Annotated in this window: 14 protein-coding genes and 1 pseudogene; 5 read left to right on the top strand and 10 right to left on the bottom strand. The window is 57.6% G+C overall.

Annotated elements, in window-relative coordinates; translation table 11 throughout:
• Nucleotides 1-24: 24 nt before the first annotated feature.
• The 3 genes from tssC to SOP85_RS24685 form a co-directional block, all read right to left on the bottom strand.
• A complete protein-coding gene (tssC, locus tag SOP85_RS24695; RefSeq protein WP_323628524.1) occupies nt 25-1,527 on the bottom strand; it encodes a type VI secretion system contractile sheath large subunit in 1,503 nt (500 codons plus the stop codon).
• Nucleotides 1,528-1,537: 10 nt separating this feature from the next.
• Nucleotides 1,538-2,071 (bottom strand): type VI secretion system contractile sheath small subunit, encoded by a 534-nt coding sequence (gene tssB / locus SOP85_RS24690; RefSeq protein ID WP_046820303.1) that lies wholly within the window; start codon nt 2,069-2,071, stop codon nt 1,538-1,540.
• 68 nt (nt 2,072-2,139) lie between these two features.
• The gene (locus SOP85_RS24685) at nt 2,140-2,892 is read right to left on the bottom strand and encodes a hypothetical protein (RefSeq protein ID WP_323608974.1); all 753 of its coding nucleotides are present in this window, start codon (nt 2,890-2,892) and stop codon (nt 2,140-2,142) included.
• A 695-nt stretch (nt 2,893-3,587) separates the two neighbouring features.
• Here SOP85_RS24685 and SOP85_RS24680 point away from each other — a divergent pair.
• Nucleotides 3,588-5,733 (top strand): annotated as a pseudogene (locus SOP85_RS24680) (M48 family metalloprotease).
• Nucleotides 5,734-5,768: 35 nt separating this feature from the next.
• Here the strand turns inward: SOP85_RS24680 and SOP85_RS24675 are convergent.
• The 7 genes from SOP85_RS24675 to SOP85_RS24645 all read right to left on the bottom strand — a co-directional run bounded on the left by SOP85_RS24675 (nt 5,769) and on the right by SOP85_RS24645 (nt 11,203).
• Nucleotides 5,769-6,047, bottom strand: a complete 279-nt coding sequence (locus SOP85_RS24675) for a DUF6966 domain-containing protein (protein ID WP_323608976.1) — start codon at nt 6,045-6,047, stop codon at nt 5,769-5,771.
• A 34-nt stretch (nt 6,048-6,081) separates the two neighbouring features.
• A complete protein-coding gene (locus SOP85_RS24670) occupies nt 6,082-6,429 on the bottom strand; it encodes a hypothetical protein (RefSeq protein WP_274077522.1) in 348 nt (115 codons plus the stop codon).
• Nucleotides 6,430-6,468: 39 nt separating this feature from the next.
• Nucleotides 6,469-7,377: an immunity protein Tsi6 family protein gene (locus SOP85_RS24665; RefSeq protein WP_323628522.1), complete on the bottom strand. Its 909-nt coding sequence runs from the start codon at nt 7,375-7,377 to the stop codon at nt 6,469-6,471.
• A 68-nt stretch (nt 7,378-7,445) separates the two neighbouring features.
• Nucleotides 7,446-7,709, bottom strand: a complete 264-nt coding sequence (locus tag SOP85_RS24660; protein WP_274077521.1) for a hypothetical protein — start codon at nt 7,707-7,709, stop codon at nt 7,446-7,448.
• A 42-nt stretch (nt 7,710-7,751) separates the two neighbouring features.
• Nucleotides 7,752-8,879, bottom strand: coding sequence for an ADP-ribosylarginine hydrolase Tri1 (gene tri1, locus SOP85_RS24655; protein ID WP_323628521.1), 1,128 nt, complete (start codon nt 8,877-8,879; stop codon nt 7,752-7,754).
• A 531-nt stretch (nt 8,880-9,410) separates the two neighbouring features.
• On the bottom strand, nt 9,411-9,866 hold the full coding sequence (locus SOP85_RS24650) for an SMI1/KNR4 family protein (RefSeq protein WP_408596957.1): 456 nt from the start codon (nt 9,864-9,866) through the stop codon (nt 9,411-9,413).
• A gap of 5 nt (nt 9,867-9,871) precedes the next feature.
• Complete coding sequence (locus SOP85_RS24645; RefSeq protein ID WP_323628518.1) at nt 9,872-11,203, bottom strand: HNH/ENDO VII family nuclease; 1,332 nt, start codon at nt 11,201-11,203, stop codon at nt 9,872-9,874.
• 632 nt (nt 11,204-11,835) lie between these two features.
• On the opposite strand from SOP85_RS24645, the gene SOP85_RS24640 reads away from it, so the two are divergent.
• The 4 genes from SOP85_RS24640 to SOP85_RS24625 form a co-directional block, all read left to right on the top strand.
• Nucleotides 11,836-13,689: a type VI secretion system Vgr family protein gene (locus SOP85_RS24640; protein WP_323628517.1), complete on the top strand. Its 1,854-nt coding sequence runs from the start codon at nt 11,836-11,838 to the stop codon at nt 13,687-13,689.
• Between the two features lie 12 nt (nt 13,690-13,701).
• Nucleotides 13,702-14,289, top strand: a complete 588-nt coding sequence (locus tag SOP85_RS24635) for a hypothetical protein (protein ID WP_323628516.1) — start codon at nt 13,702-13,704, stop codon at nt 14,287-14,289.
• Between the two features lie 36 nt (nt 14,290-14,325).
• On the top strand, nt 14,326-14,793 hold the full coding sequence (locus SOP85_RS24630) for a DUF1795 domain-containing protein (protein WP_323628515.1): 468 nt from the start codon (nt 14,326-14,328) through the stop codon (nt 14,791-14,793).
• A 5-nt stretch (nt 14,794-14,798) separates the two neighbouring features.
• On the top strand, nt 14,799-17,432 hold a 2,634-nt coding region (locus tag SOP85_RS24625; protein WP_323628514.1), incomplete at its 3' end, for a DUF6531 domain-containing protein.

The following is a 17,432-nucleotide window of genomic DNA, read 5'->3' as shown; positions in this document are numbered from 1 at the left end:
TTGCCTCCCTGGCAAAGTTGGTGATCAGGCGCGAGTCGATTGCGGCAGTTCGGCAACCAGGCGCAACGAAGCGGTCAGTTCGTCCAGTTGGTAGTGCGGGCGCAGGTAGGTCACGGCCTTGTACACCCCCGGCTTGCCCGGCACTTCGAACACTTCGGCGCGGGCTTCGCGCAACGGGAACTTGGCCTTGGCTTCCTGGCTGGCGGTATCGTCCAGCAACACGTAGCTCGACAGCCACTTGTTGAGGAACAGCTCGACGTCCTTACGCGAGGCGAAGCTGCCGATCTTGTCGCGCATGATCGCCTTCATGTAGTGGGCGATGCGCGAGGTGGCGAAGATGTACTGCAACTGCGCGGAAAGCCGGGCGTTGGCGTTGGCAATGTCGGTGTTGTACTGCTTCTGCTTCTGCGTCGACTGAGTGCCGAAGAACGCCGCGTAGTCGGTGCCTTTGCAGTGCACCAGCGGAATGAAACCCAGGTCCGACAGCTCTTTCTCGCGGCGATCGGTGATGGCGATTTCGGTCGGGCACTTGAGGGCGATTTCACCGTCATCGGTCTTGAACGTATGCGTTGGCAGGCCTTCCACCAGACCGCCACCCTCGACGCCACGGATCGCCACGCACCAGCCGTAGCGGGAAAACGCATCGGTGACCCGGGTGCCCAACGCGTAGGCGGCGTTCATCCACAGGTACTTGTTGTGGTCGCGGCCATCAACGCTTTCGACGAAGTTGAATTCCTCGACCGGCGTGGTATCCGGGCCGTAAGGCAGGCGACCGAGCACGTGGGGCAGGGTCAGGCCGACGTAACGCGAGTCTTCGCTGGCGCGGAACGACTTCCACTTGGCGTATTCGACGGTGTCGAAAATCTTCGCCAGGTCCCGTGGGCCGGACATGTCGGTGAACGAATCCCAGCCGAACAGCTCAGGCGAAGCCGCCGAAATGAACGGCGCATGGGCAGCCGCAGCGACGTGGGAAATCTCTTCGAGCAGGTACATGTCTTCCGGGCTGCGGTTGAACTCGTAGTCACCCAGCAGCATGCCGAACGGTGCACCACCGAAGGTGCCGTATTCTTCTTCGTAGATCTTCTTGAACAGCGCGCTCTGGTCGAATTCGGAAGCGGCCTTGAGGTCGCGCACCAGGTCTTTTTTCGACGCATTGAGCAGGTTAATCTTCAGCGTGGTGCTGGTCTCGGTCTGGTCGACCTGATACTTCAGGCCGCGCCAGGACGCTTCCAGCTGCTGGAATTCACTGGCGTGCATGATCTCGTTCATCTGCTCGGAGAGCATCGCGTCGATCTCGGCAATGCGCGCATCGAGCACGGCGATCAGGTCCTTGCTCGGCGTCATTTCGCCTTCCAGGATCTGGTTGACCAATTCACCGATCAGGTCGCGGGTGCGGGTCCGTTCGGTCTCGGAACGGGCCACGCGGCTTTGCGAAATGATGCTGTCGAGCAACGAGGATTGCGCGGTGAAGCTTTCCACTTCAACCAGCGAGCTGTCCTGTTGAGTCACGGTTTGCTTGTCGTTCATCGTCAGGCTCCTACGCTTTGTCGTCGGTGGCTGGCACGGCGGCTTCACGGCCGAATTCCTTGCCCAGGGTTTTCAACTTCTCGGTGTTCTGCAGCACGTCCATCAGCAGTTCTTCGAGCTTGTCGTTGCCGCCCATCTTGTTGCGCAGGTCCGCCAGCTTGTTGCGCACTTCCAGCAGCTTGCGCAGCGGCTCGACCTGCTTGACCACGTTCTGCGGTTCGAAGTCTTCGAGGGCGTTGAAGTTGAGCTCGACCCCCAGTTGCGTGCCGTTCTTGGCCAGGGTGTTGTCGACGCGGTAGGTCAGGCGCGGCTTGATGCCCTTGAGCACGCCGTTGAAGTTGTCGCGGTCGATGAAAATGAACTTGCGGTCCTTGAGCTTCGGCAGCGGCTCCAGCGGGTTACCGGAGAAATCGCCCAGCACACCGACGACAAAGGGCAGCTCTTTCTTTTCCTGAGCGTCACCGATATCCACGTCGTAGGTGATATGGACCCGAGGCGCGCGAACGCGGTCGAGTTTGTGCTGGGTACTTTCCTTCTTCGCCATCGTGATCTCCTGTGCGAACAATTCGCTGCAAGTCGTTTGCGTGTCGGTTCAATGGGTGGCCGAGCGCGTTACATTCCTTCGATCGTCAGCAGCAGGCGCTGACGAATTTCATCGTTCATTTCCATGATGTTTTCGTGTCCCACCAATTCTTCGAAGCTGGTGTTGCCGGCGATCTGGGTGCTGCTGCGGATCACCGCCTCGTCGGGCAACTGCGAGCGCACCGGCGAGCTGATGACGCAGAAGGGCAGGTCGCCGAAGTCTTTCAAGCGTTCGAAGGTGACGGGAAAACGCAGGCCTTCAAGCAAGCGGCTGATGCCGGGGGACTTGCTCAGGCAGTAGAACAGCACCAGGTAATGCACCACGAAGCGGTACAGCTCGGCGCTGCTGCGATTGGGGTCGTTGATGACGGTGCGAAAACGGGCCAGGTCGAACGAACTGAACCCGACCACCCAGCGCACAGGGCTGGTGATGCGAATGGACTGGCCGCTTTGGGACAGCACCTTGTCGTACTCCAGCGCAAACAGTTGCGGGGTGGTACTGAGCAGGTTGAGGGGCACTTCGAGTTCGTTGACCAGTTGGAACGGAGCGGCCGAGCCGATGCGGTCGTAGAGCGCCTTGAGTTCCTTGAAATGGTGCTGGGTCTCACGACCGCTGCTGCGCTGCGCACCTTGCAGGTATTCACCGAAAAACGTCTGCGGACGGATCAGCAAAGCCAGGGTCGCCAGGTAGTCCGAAGCCTGCGCCTTGAGCGCGTCAGAAATGGCCCGGGTCTGGCTTCGCAGCTTGATCAATGCTTCAACATCAAAAAACGTCTGAGTCATCGGTAACTTCGTCCTTGAACACTTCGCGACGACTACCCGGATATACAGGGGAGTACGGGCGCAGTGACTAATTTCTCGACCAGTTCACAGTTGTGATCGCTGATGTTTGACATCAAGAAATCACACTGCCAGGAATCATTGGGAGTGCGATGCTGGCATATGGATATCGAGTTGCCAGTAACGTCGTGTATGGCAACGGGATGTGTAGGAAAGTTCCTACGAGGCGCGGATTTTTTCTTTTTTTTGTGACCTGCCGCAATGATGTCTGCTTGCCACTATTTGCCGGATGTCCATGGCTCAAGTGCCTGAAACCCAATGGATTCAATGGTTTCCGTAAGAAAATGGATCCAATTTTTAACTAAAAAAAATTGAAAAAAGGTGAACCGGTTCACCTAATGCCCGCTTGATTATCCGGTAAGGAAAAAATTGAAGGATAAGTGTCATATTACTGGCACGAAGTGATGGCATCCCGAGATATCCGTGGATATACAAGGCGACCTTGCGCTGTTGAACGAGTGTTCGGGCAATACGGAGTTACATATCGCCGTTATTTCTGTATAACGCGCCAGGTACGACTGCGTCTCACAACTTTCATGTGTCGGCCGTGCATTAGCGTGAGGGCTTTCGGGCCTTCGTTAAATGGAATTTATGCTCGCCACGGATACAAGGCGACGCGACTATTGAGGCCCTGTCTCATGAGAACGTTGAAACTCATTGCCGTGCTGATTCTCCTGCCGCTTTTCCTTGGCTTGTTTGGTGTCTGGGAGTTACACCGCAGCACCGAGAGCATCAAGGAGTTCGCTGATATCAAGGCCGAACTGAGCGAGATGCATGTCGAAATCGAAGCGATGGTTGCCAAGCCGTTCTCACGCTCGGCCAAGGTCGATATCAACGGCGAACGCATGGGTGTCCACGAGGCGTTATCGCGGGTTACCCAGGCCGAACACGAACTGACCATCGTGCAACCGGTGGCTGGCGTGATGAACAACCTGGCCAAGGGCGCCATCGCCCTCGGCCTGCTGGCCTCGCTGGTCGGCGTGCTGGGGCTGCTGGGTTTGCGTTGGGCCGGCGCCCGCGCGAGTCATTCCCGTGAACGATTGCTGCACACCTTCAGCCGGGTGAGCCGTCTGTTGCCGTACCTGCTGGTGGGGCACATCGTCGCCATGGGCGCAGCGGTGGCGGCCATCCTCGGTTTCGAAGGCCTGGGGCTGTGGCACATGGGGAACATGAGCACCGGTGAATTCAAGCTGATGCTCGTCGTGCTGATGCTGATGCTCGGTTTCCTGTATTCGATCTGGCAGATGGGCAAACAGCTGCCGGTCATGCTGCACATGTTCCAGTCCACGCCGATGAGCGTTCTCGGCCAAGTTGTCACACCGGAGCAGGCGCCTGCGCTGTGGGCCCGTGTTCGCGAGCTGGCGGATCAACTCGGTGCGCTGGCACCCGAGCACATCGTGTTGGGCATGACCGAAGGCTTTTACGTCACCTCCAGCGACGTCAACCTGCTGCCGTCAGGCACCGCGCTCAAGGGCCGCACCCTGCACGTGCCGATGCTGTACCTGGGCCTGCTCGATTCGGCGGAAACCGGCGCGGTCATCGGTCACGAACTGGCCCACTTCGCCGGTGCCGATACCGAGTACAGCCTGCGTTTCGTACCGATCTACGAGGGTATCGGCCGCAGTCTCGGCGTGATTGCCGAAACCATGCTGCAAAGCGATGTGCTGCAACGCACGACGCTGTGGCCGGCGTTCATGCTCGGTGAGTATTTCATGGAGCGTTTCGATCACGCGGTGAACCATTGGAGCCGCGTGCGGGAACTGGCGGCGGACGCGGCGGGCGCGCAGTTGGCGGGGAATATCGCCATCGCGTCGGCGTTGGTGCGCATCGCTGCCATCGACCCCTTGTTGCAGCAGGGTGTATCGACCCATGTAGCCCGCGCGACCAACCCCAGCGCCGAACACGTGCAGCCTGGTGCAGGAGCTGGCCGTGCAGCCGCTGACCCTGCACGAGGAGGAAATGGCAACCAGCCTGCCTCATCCGTCGGACACTCACCCCTCCAATCGCGAGCGGCTGGCGTCCCTGCAAGTCACGGTCGAAGAGGCCGTCAGCCGCGGCACCCGTCCGATCAACGCGGCACAAGCCTGCGCCGCGATGGATAACTACTTCGCCGATCCCCAGGCATTGCGTGCGCGCATTACCGAGGACTTTCTCGGCCATTACGTGGAGCAGGATGCGGCGATTGTGCAGGAGTTGCGTAGCCATGCCGGCAATGCCACGGAGGAAGTCCGACTGCATGAAGGCGCACGATTGCGCGGGTGGATTACCTTGAGTTGCTTCTCGTTCTTCATGCTGTTGGGTCTGGGCCTGCTGGTCTTGCCGTACCTGCTGCCGCAGGTTTTCGTGGACGCGAATTCCACAATGAAGTTGGTTGGCATTCTGCTCTTGATCTGCATGGCGTTCCTGCTGCCGCTCTCCTTGCGCATGCTCACGCGGGCGAACAAGACCGCGTTGTTGCTGACGCCCGAGCACTTCGTTTTCGCCAACTTCAAGGCGCCATTGCCGATACAGCATGTCGCCGATTTTGGTCTGCAAGTGGGCCAAGGGGTGCACTTGAATCTATTGCTGGAAGACGACGCCCCGATGCCTGAGTTGGCCTCGCGTTCGTTCTTTTCGCCGGATGCGAAACTCAACAGGAAAAAGCGCTGGGTCCAGCTGCACTTGCTGCAAATCTGCCGCGACGACAAAAAACTCAAGGACCAGGAGTTGGCGGACCTGATTGGCACCTACCTGAATGCAGGCACTGCACGGCACTTGCTGCAGCAGCGATTCGAGCAGGCCTGAAGGCTTTCAGCATTGGCAAGCGTGGGGCGCCGGATTCAATGGCGCCCTGCGCAAAGCCGATGAAGATCTGATAGCAGCCCTTGCAGTTCGTTGTTTTCGTCCAGCAAGGGCTTTGCGTTCTCATACAGAACAACGTCGTTGATCGAGCCCATGCCGCCGTACAGCGACATCAATCGAGACAATGCGTACGTCGTATCCCGGGGCAGCGCAAGGCTGCACTCCTCGAGTCTGTCCGCCCATTGCGGGTGGCCGAATGTCCTCAGCAGTTCTGCCGTTCGGGCGATGTTCGAGGAGATATTGTGGAGGTCTTTCATGGCTACAGTCCTGAGCCTTCGTGCTTTCGGTTTATCACTTCTCAAAGTTCACAACGCTGACGGAACCATTGTGCCAATCGACCGAGTAACTGAGGCCATTCCAGTTACCAACGATCAACGCCCCGTTTTTGTCGCACTGAAGACTCATGTAGGGCTTGTCTGCTTGCGTGCCGTGGGGACTTTCCTGGATGAACCAAACCACCTTTCCATGCCTCGATAGTGCAAGGATGTTTTTGTTGAAAATGACATTTGAAGGGGACTCGATCAGGACCGCGAGCCTGTCGTCATGCTGCAAGGCGACTTTGACCGGGTGAGGCAGGTGAATGGATTGATCTGCTATCCAAAGGGTGCCGTTGTCAACGTGGTACCAGGTTTCGGTCATGACGTTATCTCTAGCGTTATCCCTGAAGTCGCAGCAATTTCATGTGCGAGGAAGACTTTCCGGTGGCAACCCGTTAGGCAGCTGAATCTTCAGGCCGCGTGCGATCTGAATGCCTATGTAGAAGGCATCCCCCAGTACGCCAGCAAGTTCAGGATCGTCGGCTTCAAACTCTTTGCTGGCCCAAACGCCGATGGTCAATTGGTGCAACCGGGCTTTATCTTTTTCAACGCCCAGCAACACGTTTTTGATGAATTGCAATTGGATCAGCGAGCTTGAGTAAATCTGGAACTCTGGACAGCCGTTGTACCTCAGGGCGGTGATGGTGATCGCATTGTCAATGTAGTCGAGGGCAGTTGTCGGCGTTTTCAGAAGACGGTCCTTCCCGGCTCCAGCGGTTTGATAGCTGCGCGACGCTACGTACTCATCAAACATTCGAACCTGCTCACCGGTCTGGGCAGAGTCTCGATCATAACCAACGCGTTTTCTATAGGTCAGGAATTGTTCTGATTCTGGTCCATGGGACAGCAGCGAAACAATCGCCGCACATTGCGTGAGCCAATAGATCTCGAACGAGGACTCAGTGCCTCGACAATAACCAAGATCTGTCGCTTTGCCGTACAAGTCACTCGCCAGTTGGCTGGCGTAATCGCGGTTTATCGTAGTCTCTGATGTCCGGTCGGCCGGGTCATTCGCTATGACGAAAACCCGATAACGCTGCAACAGGAGGGCATCCACAAGCGTCAGGTCCGGGCAGGCGGGGGGCATCAGCGGGACAAACACTTCTGGCTCACGATTGATCGGTAGCCAGGACAGGTTCCTTTCCACTCGGGAAAGTGGCTTGTCCACTTCGGTCTGGGGGGCTGCATCGACAACCTGCTCGGTGGAGGCGGGTGGAGGAGCGGTCTTTTGTCCGAAAAGGGTTTTCAAACGATGCAGTAGTTTTGACATGGGGGTAGCCGTTCAAGGGTTTTGATTTTGAGGGCAGCGGTCCACGGGGACGAAGTGACGAGCTTGCCTTAGATAGCCGTTCCTCTATTGGCCCCCGGTTGCACAATCAGCAGATCATCCAGCTCTCTGCGGCGACATCTCATGGCAAACGCCAGGGCTGTATCAAGATCCGTTTGGAAAAGATCGAAGCGTGCCCGGTCAATTTGGTAATACTCCTCGTAGTCGACCATGCCGTTGCTGACCGGAATCGACAGGTAAAGGCGACCTGTAGTCTCCTCGACGCCTAAGGCAAACATGTGTTCACGGCACGTGAATACGTCACTGAATTTCATCGTGTCCTTGATCTGGTGGCTGGGGTATTTATCCGTGTCGTTTCAACGATTCCCATAAATCACTACGTCCATCTCGTCATGGAGTGGGGCGCTTTCGAATAGCTTTTGCGCCAGGTCTTGAATGTGTTCTGACCAGGCGACCGTTTTGACCCATTCTTCAGGCATGCCCGTCACCCCGTTCAGTGCCCCGGCTATCTGGCCGGCGGTAGCTGCCACGCTGTCGGCGTCGTCCGCCAGATTGGCCGCCAACAGGATTGCATCCTTGAAGTTGTCGGTGTTCCAGACCGCCCACAGAGCGGCTTCCAGCGTATCGATAACATAGCCGGAGGAGCGGATCTGATCGCGGGTTTTTTGTTTGTATTCGCCAGCGTTGATGATCAAGGGGCGGGGATATAACGCGCGAACCATTGACGACAAGGCTTCCTCCTTGTCCGCGCCATTGAGGGCCAGGTGCAGTTGAGCGCCGAGCAGTTCGCAGCAATTTACGGCTTCTGCTGCCCTGTGAGTGCAACGACTTTGTGCCGCGCTTTCCCGCCAGGTACCGGACAAGGAGTGGCGACGGTAAATGGCGGTCGGTGCCAGCCTGATGATCGACCCGTTGCCGGCTGTGGATGGATGATCGTTGCCGTACCAGTCGACGCCCTGCGCCAATCGACCTTCAAGCGCGGTACGAGTGGCGTTGCCAATGTCAAAGCACTTTCCGTTATGGCTGTTTTCGCCATTTTTATACCAGCGACAAAGCCTCTGCGTGTAGTCGCGGAAATCGAATTCCTTGTTTGCCACGTAGGTGTCTGCGAGAGCCAGTGCCATGCTCGTATCGTCAGTCCACTCTCCCGGTTTCAGCTTGAAAGGGCCACCGCCAACCATGTCACTGACATGTTCACGATCACGGGGCAGAAACTCGAGCGTTGTACCCACGGCGTCGCCAATCGCGAGCCCCAGCAGGCAGCCCTTTGCGCGGTCCAGCGCCTGCTCCTGAGTGACGGTGCAAGGCCTTGAGGTCAGCCACTCTGGCTTCCTGACCGGAAATCTGGGTGCGTCCGGCTGCAATATAGGATCCATGCGCTGACGTAGTTGAGGAGAGGGCGGCGGGAGCAGGTGGTCGTAACGCTCGGTGTATTGGGTGAGCGCTTCGTTTGAGCTTCTGAGATCAATAAGGTTTTTTAACATCTTGGCACCAGGCAATGATCTGTCACGATGTATCTGAGTTCAGACTCGTTCAAATGCGTCCCACAACATCTGTCGAATTGTATCTAGTCTTGCGTTAGCTGCGATTCGCTGCTCCGCGGTACCTCGATCAATGTAGACGTCGGAGAAACCTGATTTACTGCCTGCCATTGTTCTATACATTGAAGTCGCTTGTGCCCATTCATTACTGTCCGGTAAAGGGTCAACGGACAGTAGGCGGATTATCGTGTTTATTCCTGAATCAAAGTTCTAGCAGCTCTCACTGTGAAAGATTTCTTTGAACGTAATCAGCAGTTCTGTCAGGTTTGAGTTTGTCATGCGCTTTTGTACACTCAACTCACTCAGGTGAGTAATGTTGTATAGACCGAGAGCTGTGGGCATCTAACGCCTATCAGTTGTGAGCATGATCGTTTTTTCGACATGCTCAAGTGGCGTTGTTAGCTCCATGCTGTGCTTGTGTTGACTGAGTTCGATAATTTTTCACTTGGCGGAGCGCTCCGAAGAAAGGTGCTCTTATGGCAAGTGCGCTTTAATTCTCTTGGCGAGATACTCGTAAAAATTGTTCGCGTACAATAAATTTTCCCCTGAAGGGATTCTAACGAAGATCTGACATTCCTCGCCGTTATATGTGTCGTAATCGAAGAAAAAAACCTCGCCAAAGTCGGTTTCGCTGATAACTACTTTTTTTGCGGTTGTTGATTTATGTTTGAGGCCATTAATGTGCTGAAAAACTATATCGCCACCATTGATGTCGTCGAAGTCCATTCCATAGATGCTATATATTTCCTCCGATCCGACTTCTCCCCCTGCATAGTTCTGAAGGAACCATTTGTAGGACGTAGGTAGTTTATGGCATATTCTTTGCTCGGCCTTTACTAACCAATCATCAGTCACTGCGTCAGCGGGGGATCCAAATGCAGCAATATCCGGATGTTTTTTAATCAGGTCTTCCAGCTGAGAGAGTGTCATGTTTTTCAATTGCCTTTCGCGTAGGTTAGTGCTCGATTGTTCCAGTAGTCGCTTTTCCATCGATCAAACAGAGATCTGTCGATCCCAGAGGGTATTGTATTCGGGTTTATATGTATAACAGAACTAAATTTTTGATGGAATGTTTGAGTGAGCTCAGCTATTGCCCCGTTTTGAGTCTGTATCATGTGATGAAGGTTGATTGATTTCCCATCGATGCCTATAGGTGCTCGTCCGCTTGCCATGCGCTCAAGATTGGTACCGGACACAAGTTTTCCGCGCTCTCTCCAGGTGGTCATCAAATCTGGGTCAAACAGATCATCTCTCTGAAACACTTTGTTGCCTTCAAAGTCAACGGGAGGCTTGGACCAGTATTTTCGTAGTTGTCCGAGGTATGTATCGACTTTTTTTTCAGGGATCTGGCTGGTTTTTGGAGCAGTGGTAAAAGGAGTATCCATTATTGGCTCAGCCTTGACCAAAGGCGCCGGCTCCCTCACCCGCAACTCATCCCGAGCCAGCAACTTCTGCTCATTCCTTGCCAACCAACCCGCCAACTGCTTGTTCGATATCTCCGCCTGAAGCTTCGCACTGCGGGTCGCGATGCTTTCCATGCTGTTCATCACACCGGCTTTCATCTGGCCCCGGGTCAGGTAGGTGACGATGGCGGTGAGCAGCAGGAGTACAAGCTGCTCCTGCCCGCGAGCCAGTTGTCGTGCCGCGCGTTCGACGCGCTCCTGTACCAGTGCAGCGGAGCCGCCGCTGGGGTCGAGGCCGGACGGCTTGAGGCCTTCTTCGGCGTGCCAGGCCGTGGCGATGCCTTCCTGCAAGGTCGAGAGGCAGGCGGGCAGGCCCTGGTAAAAATATTCGGCGATGGCGGACAGGCCCAGGGCCATGAGAATCAGGTTGCCGACTTGTAACCCGATTCCGCCACCCACCATTGCTCCAGGGCCAGCGCCGAAGCCAAATGCGAAGGCCCCCGCTGCGCCGCCGGCCACGGTGCCGATCGCCACGCTGCCGCCGAGAATCATCGAGACTTCTTTGACCAGTTGCAGCAGCACCGGCAGGATCTGCTCGATTTCAATCGAGGCCCACTTGCGCTTGAGGTCCATCTGGATGATCGGGTAGGAGAGGGTCATCGCCTGATGCACCGCATCGATGCGATGACCGCCCATGTAGCCATAGGCCTGGCTCGCGCCATTGCTGACACGCCGGGTGAAGCCGTTCCAGTTGTCGTGAACGCTCTGCAGGCCGTCGTTGACGCCCTGGTTCAGCTCGCTGAATTTCTGGTCGAGGTTGCGTTCGACATCGGCCCAGCTGGGCACGTTGGCTAAAAGATCCATTTACTCATCACTGTCCTTGGGGGAAAGGCGCTTCCTTGTTGCTGCAGTGAAACTGTCGATTATCCGACTTCACAGCATTGCCTGAGTGATGGCAATGGGCCGCACTTCCGACTGCGGGGCGAGTTGAAAGTTTCAACATGGATCCCATTTTTTGTTATTCGCGTTACATTCGGCAATGATGGCAATAAGGCATTAGCCGCTAATTGACAGCGCTTAACTTCCCGTTTGTCCTTGATATATCGGCGTTTCTGGTTGGCCAGCGTGGCGATAATTATTTTTCAGGATTATCCGGAGCTGAGTTCAAAGCGCGTGGAAGCGCCCGCATGCACTGCCTGCGACTTGACAGGGCGCATGACATGCGTGTCTCCTTCCCGCGTTCGAGTACCTGTGATATTCGTAAAAGTGTGACAAATTTCTCAATTATTTCGCCGGGTAATGGCACTTTCATACTGCCTTGCGGTCGCAGTTCCTGACGCACAATGGTGTGTAAGGGATTTCATTCGGTGTTTAAAAAAATCGATGAAAATCAGGAATTCATAGTTGCGGCAAACAGGGTTTTGACCCTTTTATCTGATTCGTGCGCAGTGGTTGAGAGAGGGCGGTAGCTTTCCACTGTTTTCAAGGAGATACACATGTTGATGGACCTTGCCGCAATGCTTTCCCCGCAGAATCGGCGCCTGTTCAAGTTCAAGAACTTCGCCAACCCCGAACAGCAATTGTTGCTTGAGTCCTTCAAGGGGACCGAAGGTCTGTCCCGCGCGTACAACTTTGAATTGCTGCTGGTGTGCCAGGACTCCGGCGTCGAGTTGAAGTCGATGATGGGCCAGCACGTGGTCCTGGAAATCGAACTGGCAGACGCCACGCCTCGCTACCTGGCAGGCTACCTGACGCGGTTTGCCAGCATCGGCAGCGACGGCGGCATGGCCCGCTATACGGCGACGCTGAACCCCTGGTTCTCCATGCTGAAGAACCGCTTCGACACGCGCATTTTCCAGGGTTGCACAGTCGAGGATGTCGTCACCCAGGTGTTTGCCCTGTGCACCGCGTTTTCCCGGCACGAATTCCGCCTGAGCAAGCCGCTCAAGCATTACACCTACATCACCCAGTACCGTGAATCGGACTTCAATTTTGTCCAGCGCCTGCTGGAAGAAGAGGGGATGTTCTACTACTTCGAGCACACCGCCGAAGGCCACACCATGATCATCTGCGACGACTCCAGCACGCTGGTGCCGTTGCCTGAACAACCGCAGATCCGCTTCCACACGGCATCGGTCACCGAGACCGCCGACTCCATTACCCAATGGAGCGGCAACCGCCAGTTGCAATCGGGGAAAATCGCGGTCCAGACCTTCGATTATCGACAGCCGTCCAATCGCTTGCCGGTCGCCATGAAGAGCCTGAACAAGCAGGGCGATGTCGACGAGTTTGAAATCTACGACTTCCCCGGCCAATACACCCACGGCACCTACGACGAAGGTGAAGCGCTGCTGCGGTTGCGGGTCGAAGCGCTTGAACTCAAGGGCAAGAGTTTTCATGGCGCCAGCAACTGCCGCGCGATGAAACCCGGCTACACCTTCGAACTGCTGCAGCATTACGATCACGATCAAGGCCCCGCCGATGATCGTCAGTTCCTGCTGATGAGCGTCGAGAGCGAAGGCCACAACAACTACCTTAGCGGGCAGCAGGCGAGCTACTACAACACCTTCTCCTGCGTGCGCAAAAAGATCGTCTTCCGCCCTCAACTCACCACCCCGCGACCGACCATCTCCGGCCCGCAAACCGCGATCATCGTCGGCCCGCCGGGGGAGGAAATATTCACCGACGAACTCGGCCGCGTGAAGGTGCAGTTCCACTGGGACCGCAAGGGCCAGCACAACGACAAGAGCTCCTGCTGGGTCCGCGTTGCCCAGGCCGGCGCCAGCGGCGGTTTCGGCAGCATCCAGATTCCCCGTGTGGGCGATGAAGTCGTGGTGGTGTTCCTCGATGGCAACCCCGACCGCCCATTGGTCATGGGCAGCCTCTACAACAGCCAGAACACCCCGCCGTGGTCGTTGCCGGCAAACAAGACCCAGAGCGGGTTCCTGACGCGGTCGATGAAGGGCGACGGCGGTACGGCGAACTTCTTCCGCTTCGAAGACAAGTCCGGCGCCGAGCAGATCATCATGCATGCCGAGCGCAACATGGACACCGAGATCGAGGTCGACGAGACCCACAGTGTCGGCAGCAACCGCACGATCACGGTCGGTGGCACGCACACCGAAACCATCAAGAAAGACACGGTGATGAATATCCAGGAAGGCTCGCTGACGATTCAGGTCGACAACCAGTTCATTCAGGTCAGCGCCAACCAGCACATCATTCTCCAGGTGGGGGACAGCAGCATCACCCTCACGCCGGATGGCATCGAGATCAAAGGCAAGGCGATCACCACCACCAGCACCGGCACGACCCAGATCACCGGTTCCGAGGTCAGGGTCAATGACTGAGGTAACGGTGTCATGACCAGGGTCAGTCTCTACGATCGCATTTCCGAAAAGCGTATTGCGCGGGAGGAAGCCGAACGCCTGGCTCAACAGAACGCGCTCCTCGTGCAGCCTGAGCCCGAGCCGGAACTCGAGCCCGAGCCTGTGTTGGCGCTGCAAGACACGCCCAGCAGTTTCTCCTTCGGGGGTTTCAACCTGGCTTTTCCGGCGGGCTTCGATTTCCGTGAGGTCCAGACCACCCTCGAGCACCAGGGTGAGCCGATCAGCCTGACGATCAAGCGTCGTGATGTGCAGCAGGGACAGACGCTGGAGCAGCTTTTCGAGGCCTCGGTGCAGGCGTTTCGCCGGGAGCATCCGGACGTGCGCATCATCCGTCAGCGCGATGTCAGCGTGGCCGGCAATGCAGCGAAATCGGTGGATCTGCATTTCAAGTGCGGTCATGCCGATCGACATGCGCGCCTGGTGGGTGCGCTGGTGCCCGTCGCCGGGCGTGACGATGGGCAGTGGCTGAGTATCGCTTGCGAGATCGATCCGGCCCGGCCCGCGCTCAGTCTCTGGCTGGTTGATTTTGACGGCATGCTCGACGGCCTTGCCGTGCGCTGAACGCCACATTTTTTTGATTCAAGGAAGTTACCCAGAATGGATTATGAGTTGCAGGAAGGCAGCATCGCGCTGCCGCAAGGGTTCCAGGACCGCACGGTGAACATGTTCGTGCTGGGGGCAAGCATTCCGGCACCGTTGAGCATCACCGTTTCCCGAGACACATTGCTGCCCGGTGAGGCGCTCAAGGCCTACGTCGAGCGTCAGGTCAAGATGCTCGCGTCCAAGCTGCGCGGCTATACGCTGTTGGGCAAGAAGGCCGTTGCGCTGTCGACCTCGGCACCGATCGACGGCGTGCAGATCGATGCGTATTACATGACCGATGGCCGACCTTTCTATCAGCGCCAGGCGGCGTTCCTGATCGAGTCTGGACGCGCGCTGATTTTTTCCACCACAGCCCAGGCTGATTTCAGCAGCGAGCAGAATCAGAACTGGAATGACCTGCTGGCCAGCTTTCAGCCTCGCCAGCCCGGCGGCACCAAGACCGACTCCAGCACACAGGAGTAACGGTCATGTTTGAAGCCGCAAGGTTTGGCGATGAACTGTCGCACACCAGCGCCCTGGGTGGGTTTCTCATCGGCGCAGCGCTAGGCATTGCGCTGGTCGCCACGGTGGCGATCGCGACGTTCACCTGTGGGTTTGGCGTGGCTTTGTTGGCGGGTTTGGTCGCAGGCGTCGGAGGTAGCCTGCTCACCGCGGCCGGGGAGAAAATCGGCAGTATGTTTTCTTCACCCGCGGGGACCATCGTCACCGCGTCGCCCAACGTGTTCATCAATAGCCGCAAGGCCGCCCATGTCGAAAAAAGCACGGGAGCCTGCGACAAGCATCCCGGCCCGGTGAAGGTCGCCGAAGGCTCGACCAACGTCTTCATCAACGGCACGGCGGCCGCCCGCAAGGGCGACAAGATGACTTGCGGCGCGACACTCTCCAGCGGTTCGGACAATGTCTTCATCGGTGGCGGTACCCATCGCTACCTGCCGGTGGACGACGAGATCCCGGGTTGGTTGCGGACCACGGTCGACATCCTCATGGCGGTCGCCGGCGCAGCGGGTGGTATCGCCCAATTGATCAAGGCCGGGACCCAGGCCGGCATGAAAGCCATCATGCCTTGCGCACTGAAATTCACCGCCGGGTTTGTCGCCGGTGAGGTGGCCTCACGTTATGTCGTGGGGCCGGCCATCGAGCGAGCGGTGGGTGGCCTGATCGGCAACCCCGTCGACGCCACCACCGGCCGCAAGGTCATAACCGACGAAACCGACTTCAGTTTGCCGGGCCTGATGCCGATCCAATGGTCGCGGTTTTATGCCAGCGACCTGAGCGTCGACAGCGTGCTCGGCAAGGGCTGGGTCCTGCCCTGGGAGCAAAGCCTGCGTCGCAGTGGCGCCTTCGTTTATCTCACCGACAATCAGGGGCGCAGCGTTCCATTCGTGGACGTGCAACCGGGGGAGCGCATCTACAACCCCCATGAACAGGTCTATCTGGTCTGCACCGAAGGCGGCCACTACCTGCTGCAAACCCTCGACAACACCTTTTTCTACTTCGGCGAAGTCGCGGACGACAACAACCCCGTGCCGCTGCAACGCATCGAAAACGCCCTGGGCCACTTCCTGCATTTCACCCGCACCGCCCAGGGTTCGCTCACCGACATCAGCGCCACCGGTGGCGTGCGCGTGCACCTGCATTACGAAAACCCGCTGGGCCGCCTGACCGACGTCAGGCGCGTGGTCGACAACGAAGCCGTTGAAACCCTGGTGCAGTATCGCTATGACGACAATGGCCAACTCGCCGAGGTGATCAACCGCAACGGCGATTCCGTGCGCCGCTTCAGCTACATCGACGGGGTAATGGCCAGCCACAGCAACGCCCTGGGCCTGACCTGCAACTACCGCTGGGAATCCATCGACGGCCAGCACCGGGTAGTGGAGCACTGGACCAGCGATGGCGAACGTTTCCACTTCCGCTACGACATCAAGGCGCGCACCACACGAGTCACCGACGTGCTCGGGCGCGAAGCCGAGATTCACTACAACACCGATCACCGCGTGATCGCCAGTCGCGACTTCGGTGGCGAGCACTACGTCATCGACATCGATGACAAGGGCAACATGACCGGCCTGACGTTACCTGACGGCAACAGGATCACCCTCAAGTACGACGAATACTCGCGCCTGCTCGAAGAGACCGACCCGCTCGGGCGTTCGATCAAATACCGCTATCACCACCTGACCCCGCTGGTCACGCAGGTGGACTACCCCGACGGCAGCACCTGGCAAGCCCGCTACGACGACATGGGCAACCTCATCGCCGAAGTAGACGCCCTCGGGCATGTCACCGAATACCTCAATGGCGACGACGGCCTGCCACACACCATCATCGATGCAACCGGCAAGTCCAAATACCTGTGGTGGAACTCCCTGGCCCAGGTCGAACGCTTCCAGGATTGCTCCGGTAAAAACACCACCTACCGCTTCGACGAGCGCCACCATCTGGTCGCCGTCACCGACGCGCTGGGCCAGACCACCACGCTGGAGCGCAAGCCGGACGGCGAAGTGCTGCGCATCCATCATCCGGATGGCAGCGCCGAGTCGTTCACCTACAACGCTCTCGGCCAGGTGCTGACGCACACCGACGGCAAGGGCCAGACCACTCGACTGCTGCGCACCGCCCGGGGCCTGCCGAGCAGTCGCCAGGACGCCAAGGGCCAGCGCATCCGCTACGAATACGACCCGGCGATTCGCCTGACCGCGCTGATCAACGAAAACAACGCGGCGTACCAGTTCGCCTACGATGCATCCGACCGTCTGATCGAAGAAAAGCGCATCGACAACCTGACCCGGCGTTTCAGTTACAACCTGGGCGGGCATCTGACCCAGGTCGACGAAACCGGCTACGGTGAACGCGGCGAGCGACCACAACGTCGCACCGAATTCGAACGCGACAGCATTGGTCGGCTAATGGCCAAACTCAATGCCGATGCCCGTCAGGATTATGTGTACGACGACGGCGATCGTCTGCTGTCGATCCAGCGCCTGCCGACCGCGCAGGGTAAGCAGATGGGTGTCAGTGATGAAACCCTCGAATTTTCCTACGACCTGCTTGGTCGCCTGATCCAGGAGACCACGGCGCAAGGCGCCTTGTCCTACGAA

The organism is Pseudomonas sp. YuFO20 (genome assembly GCF_035064975.1).
Taxonomy (GTDB): domain Bacteria; phylum Pseudomonadota; class Gammaproteobacteria; order Pseudomonadales; family Pseudomonadaceae; genus Aquipseudomonas; species Aquipseudomonas putida_AE.
Note: the sequence above shows the minus strand (reverse complement) of the source record. Positions and strands in the feature narration are given on the sequence as shown.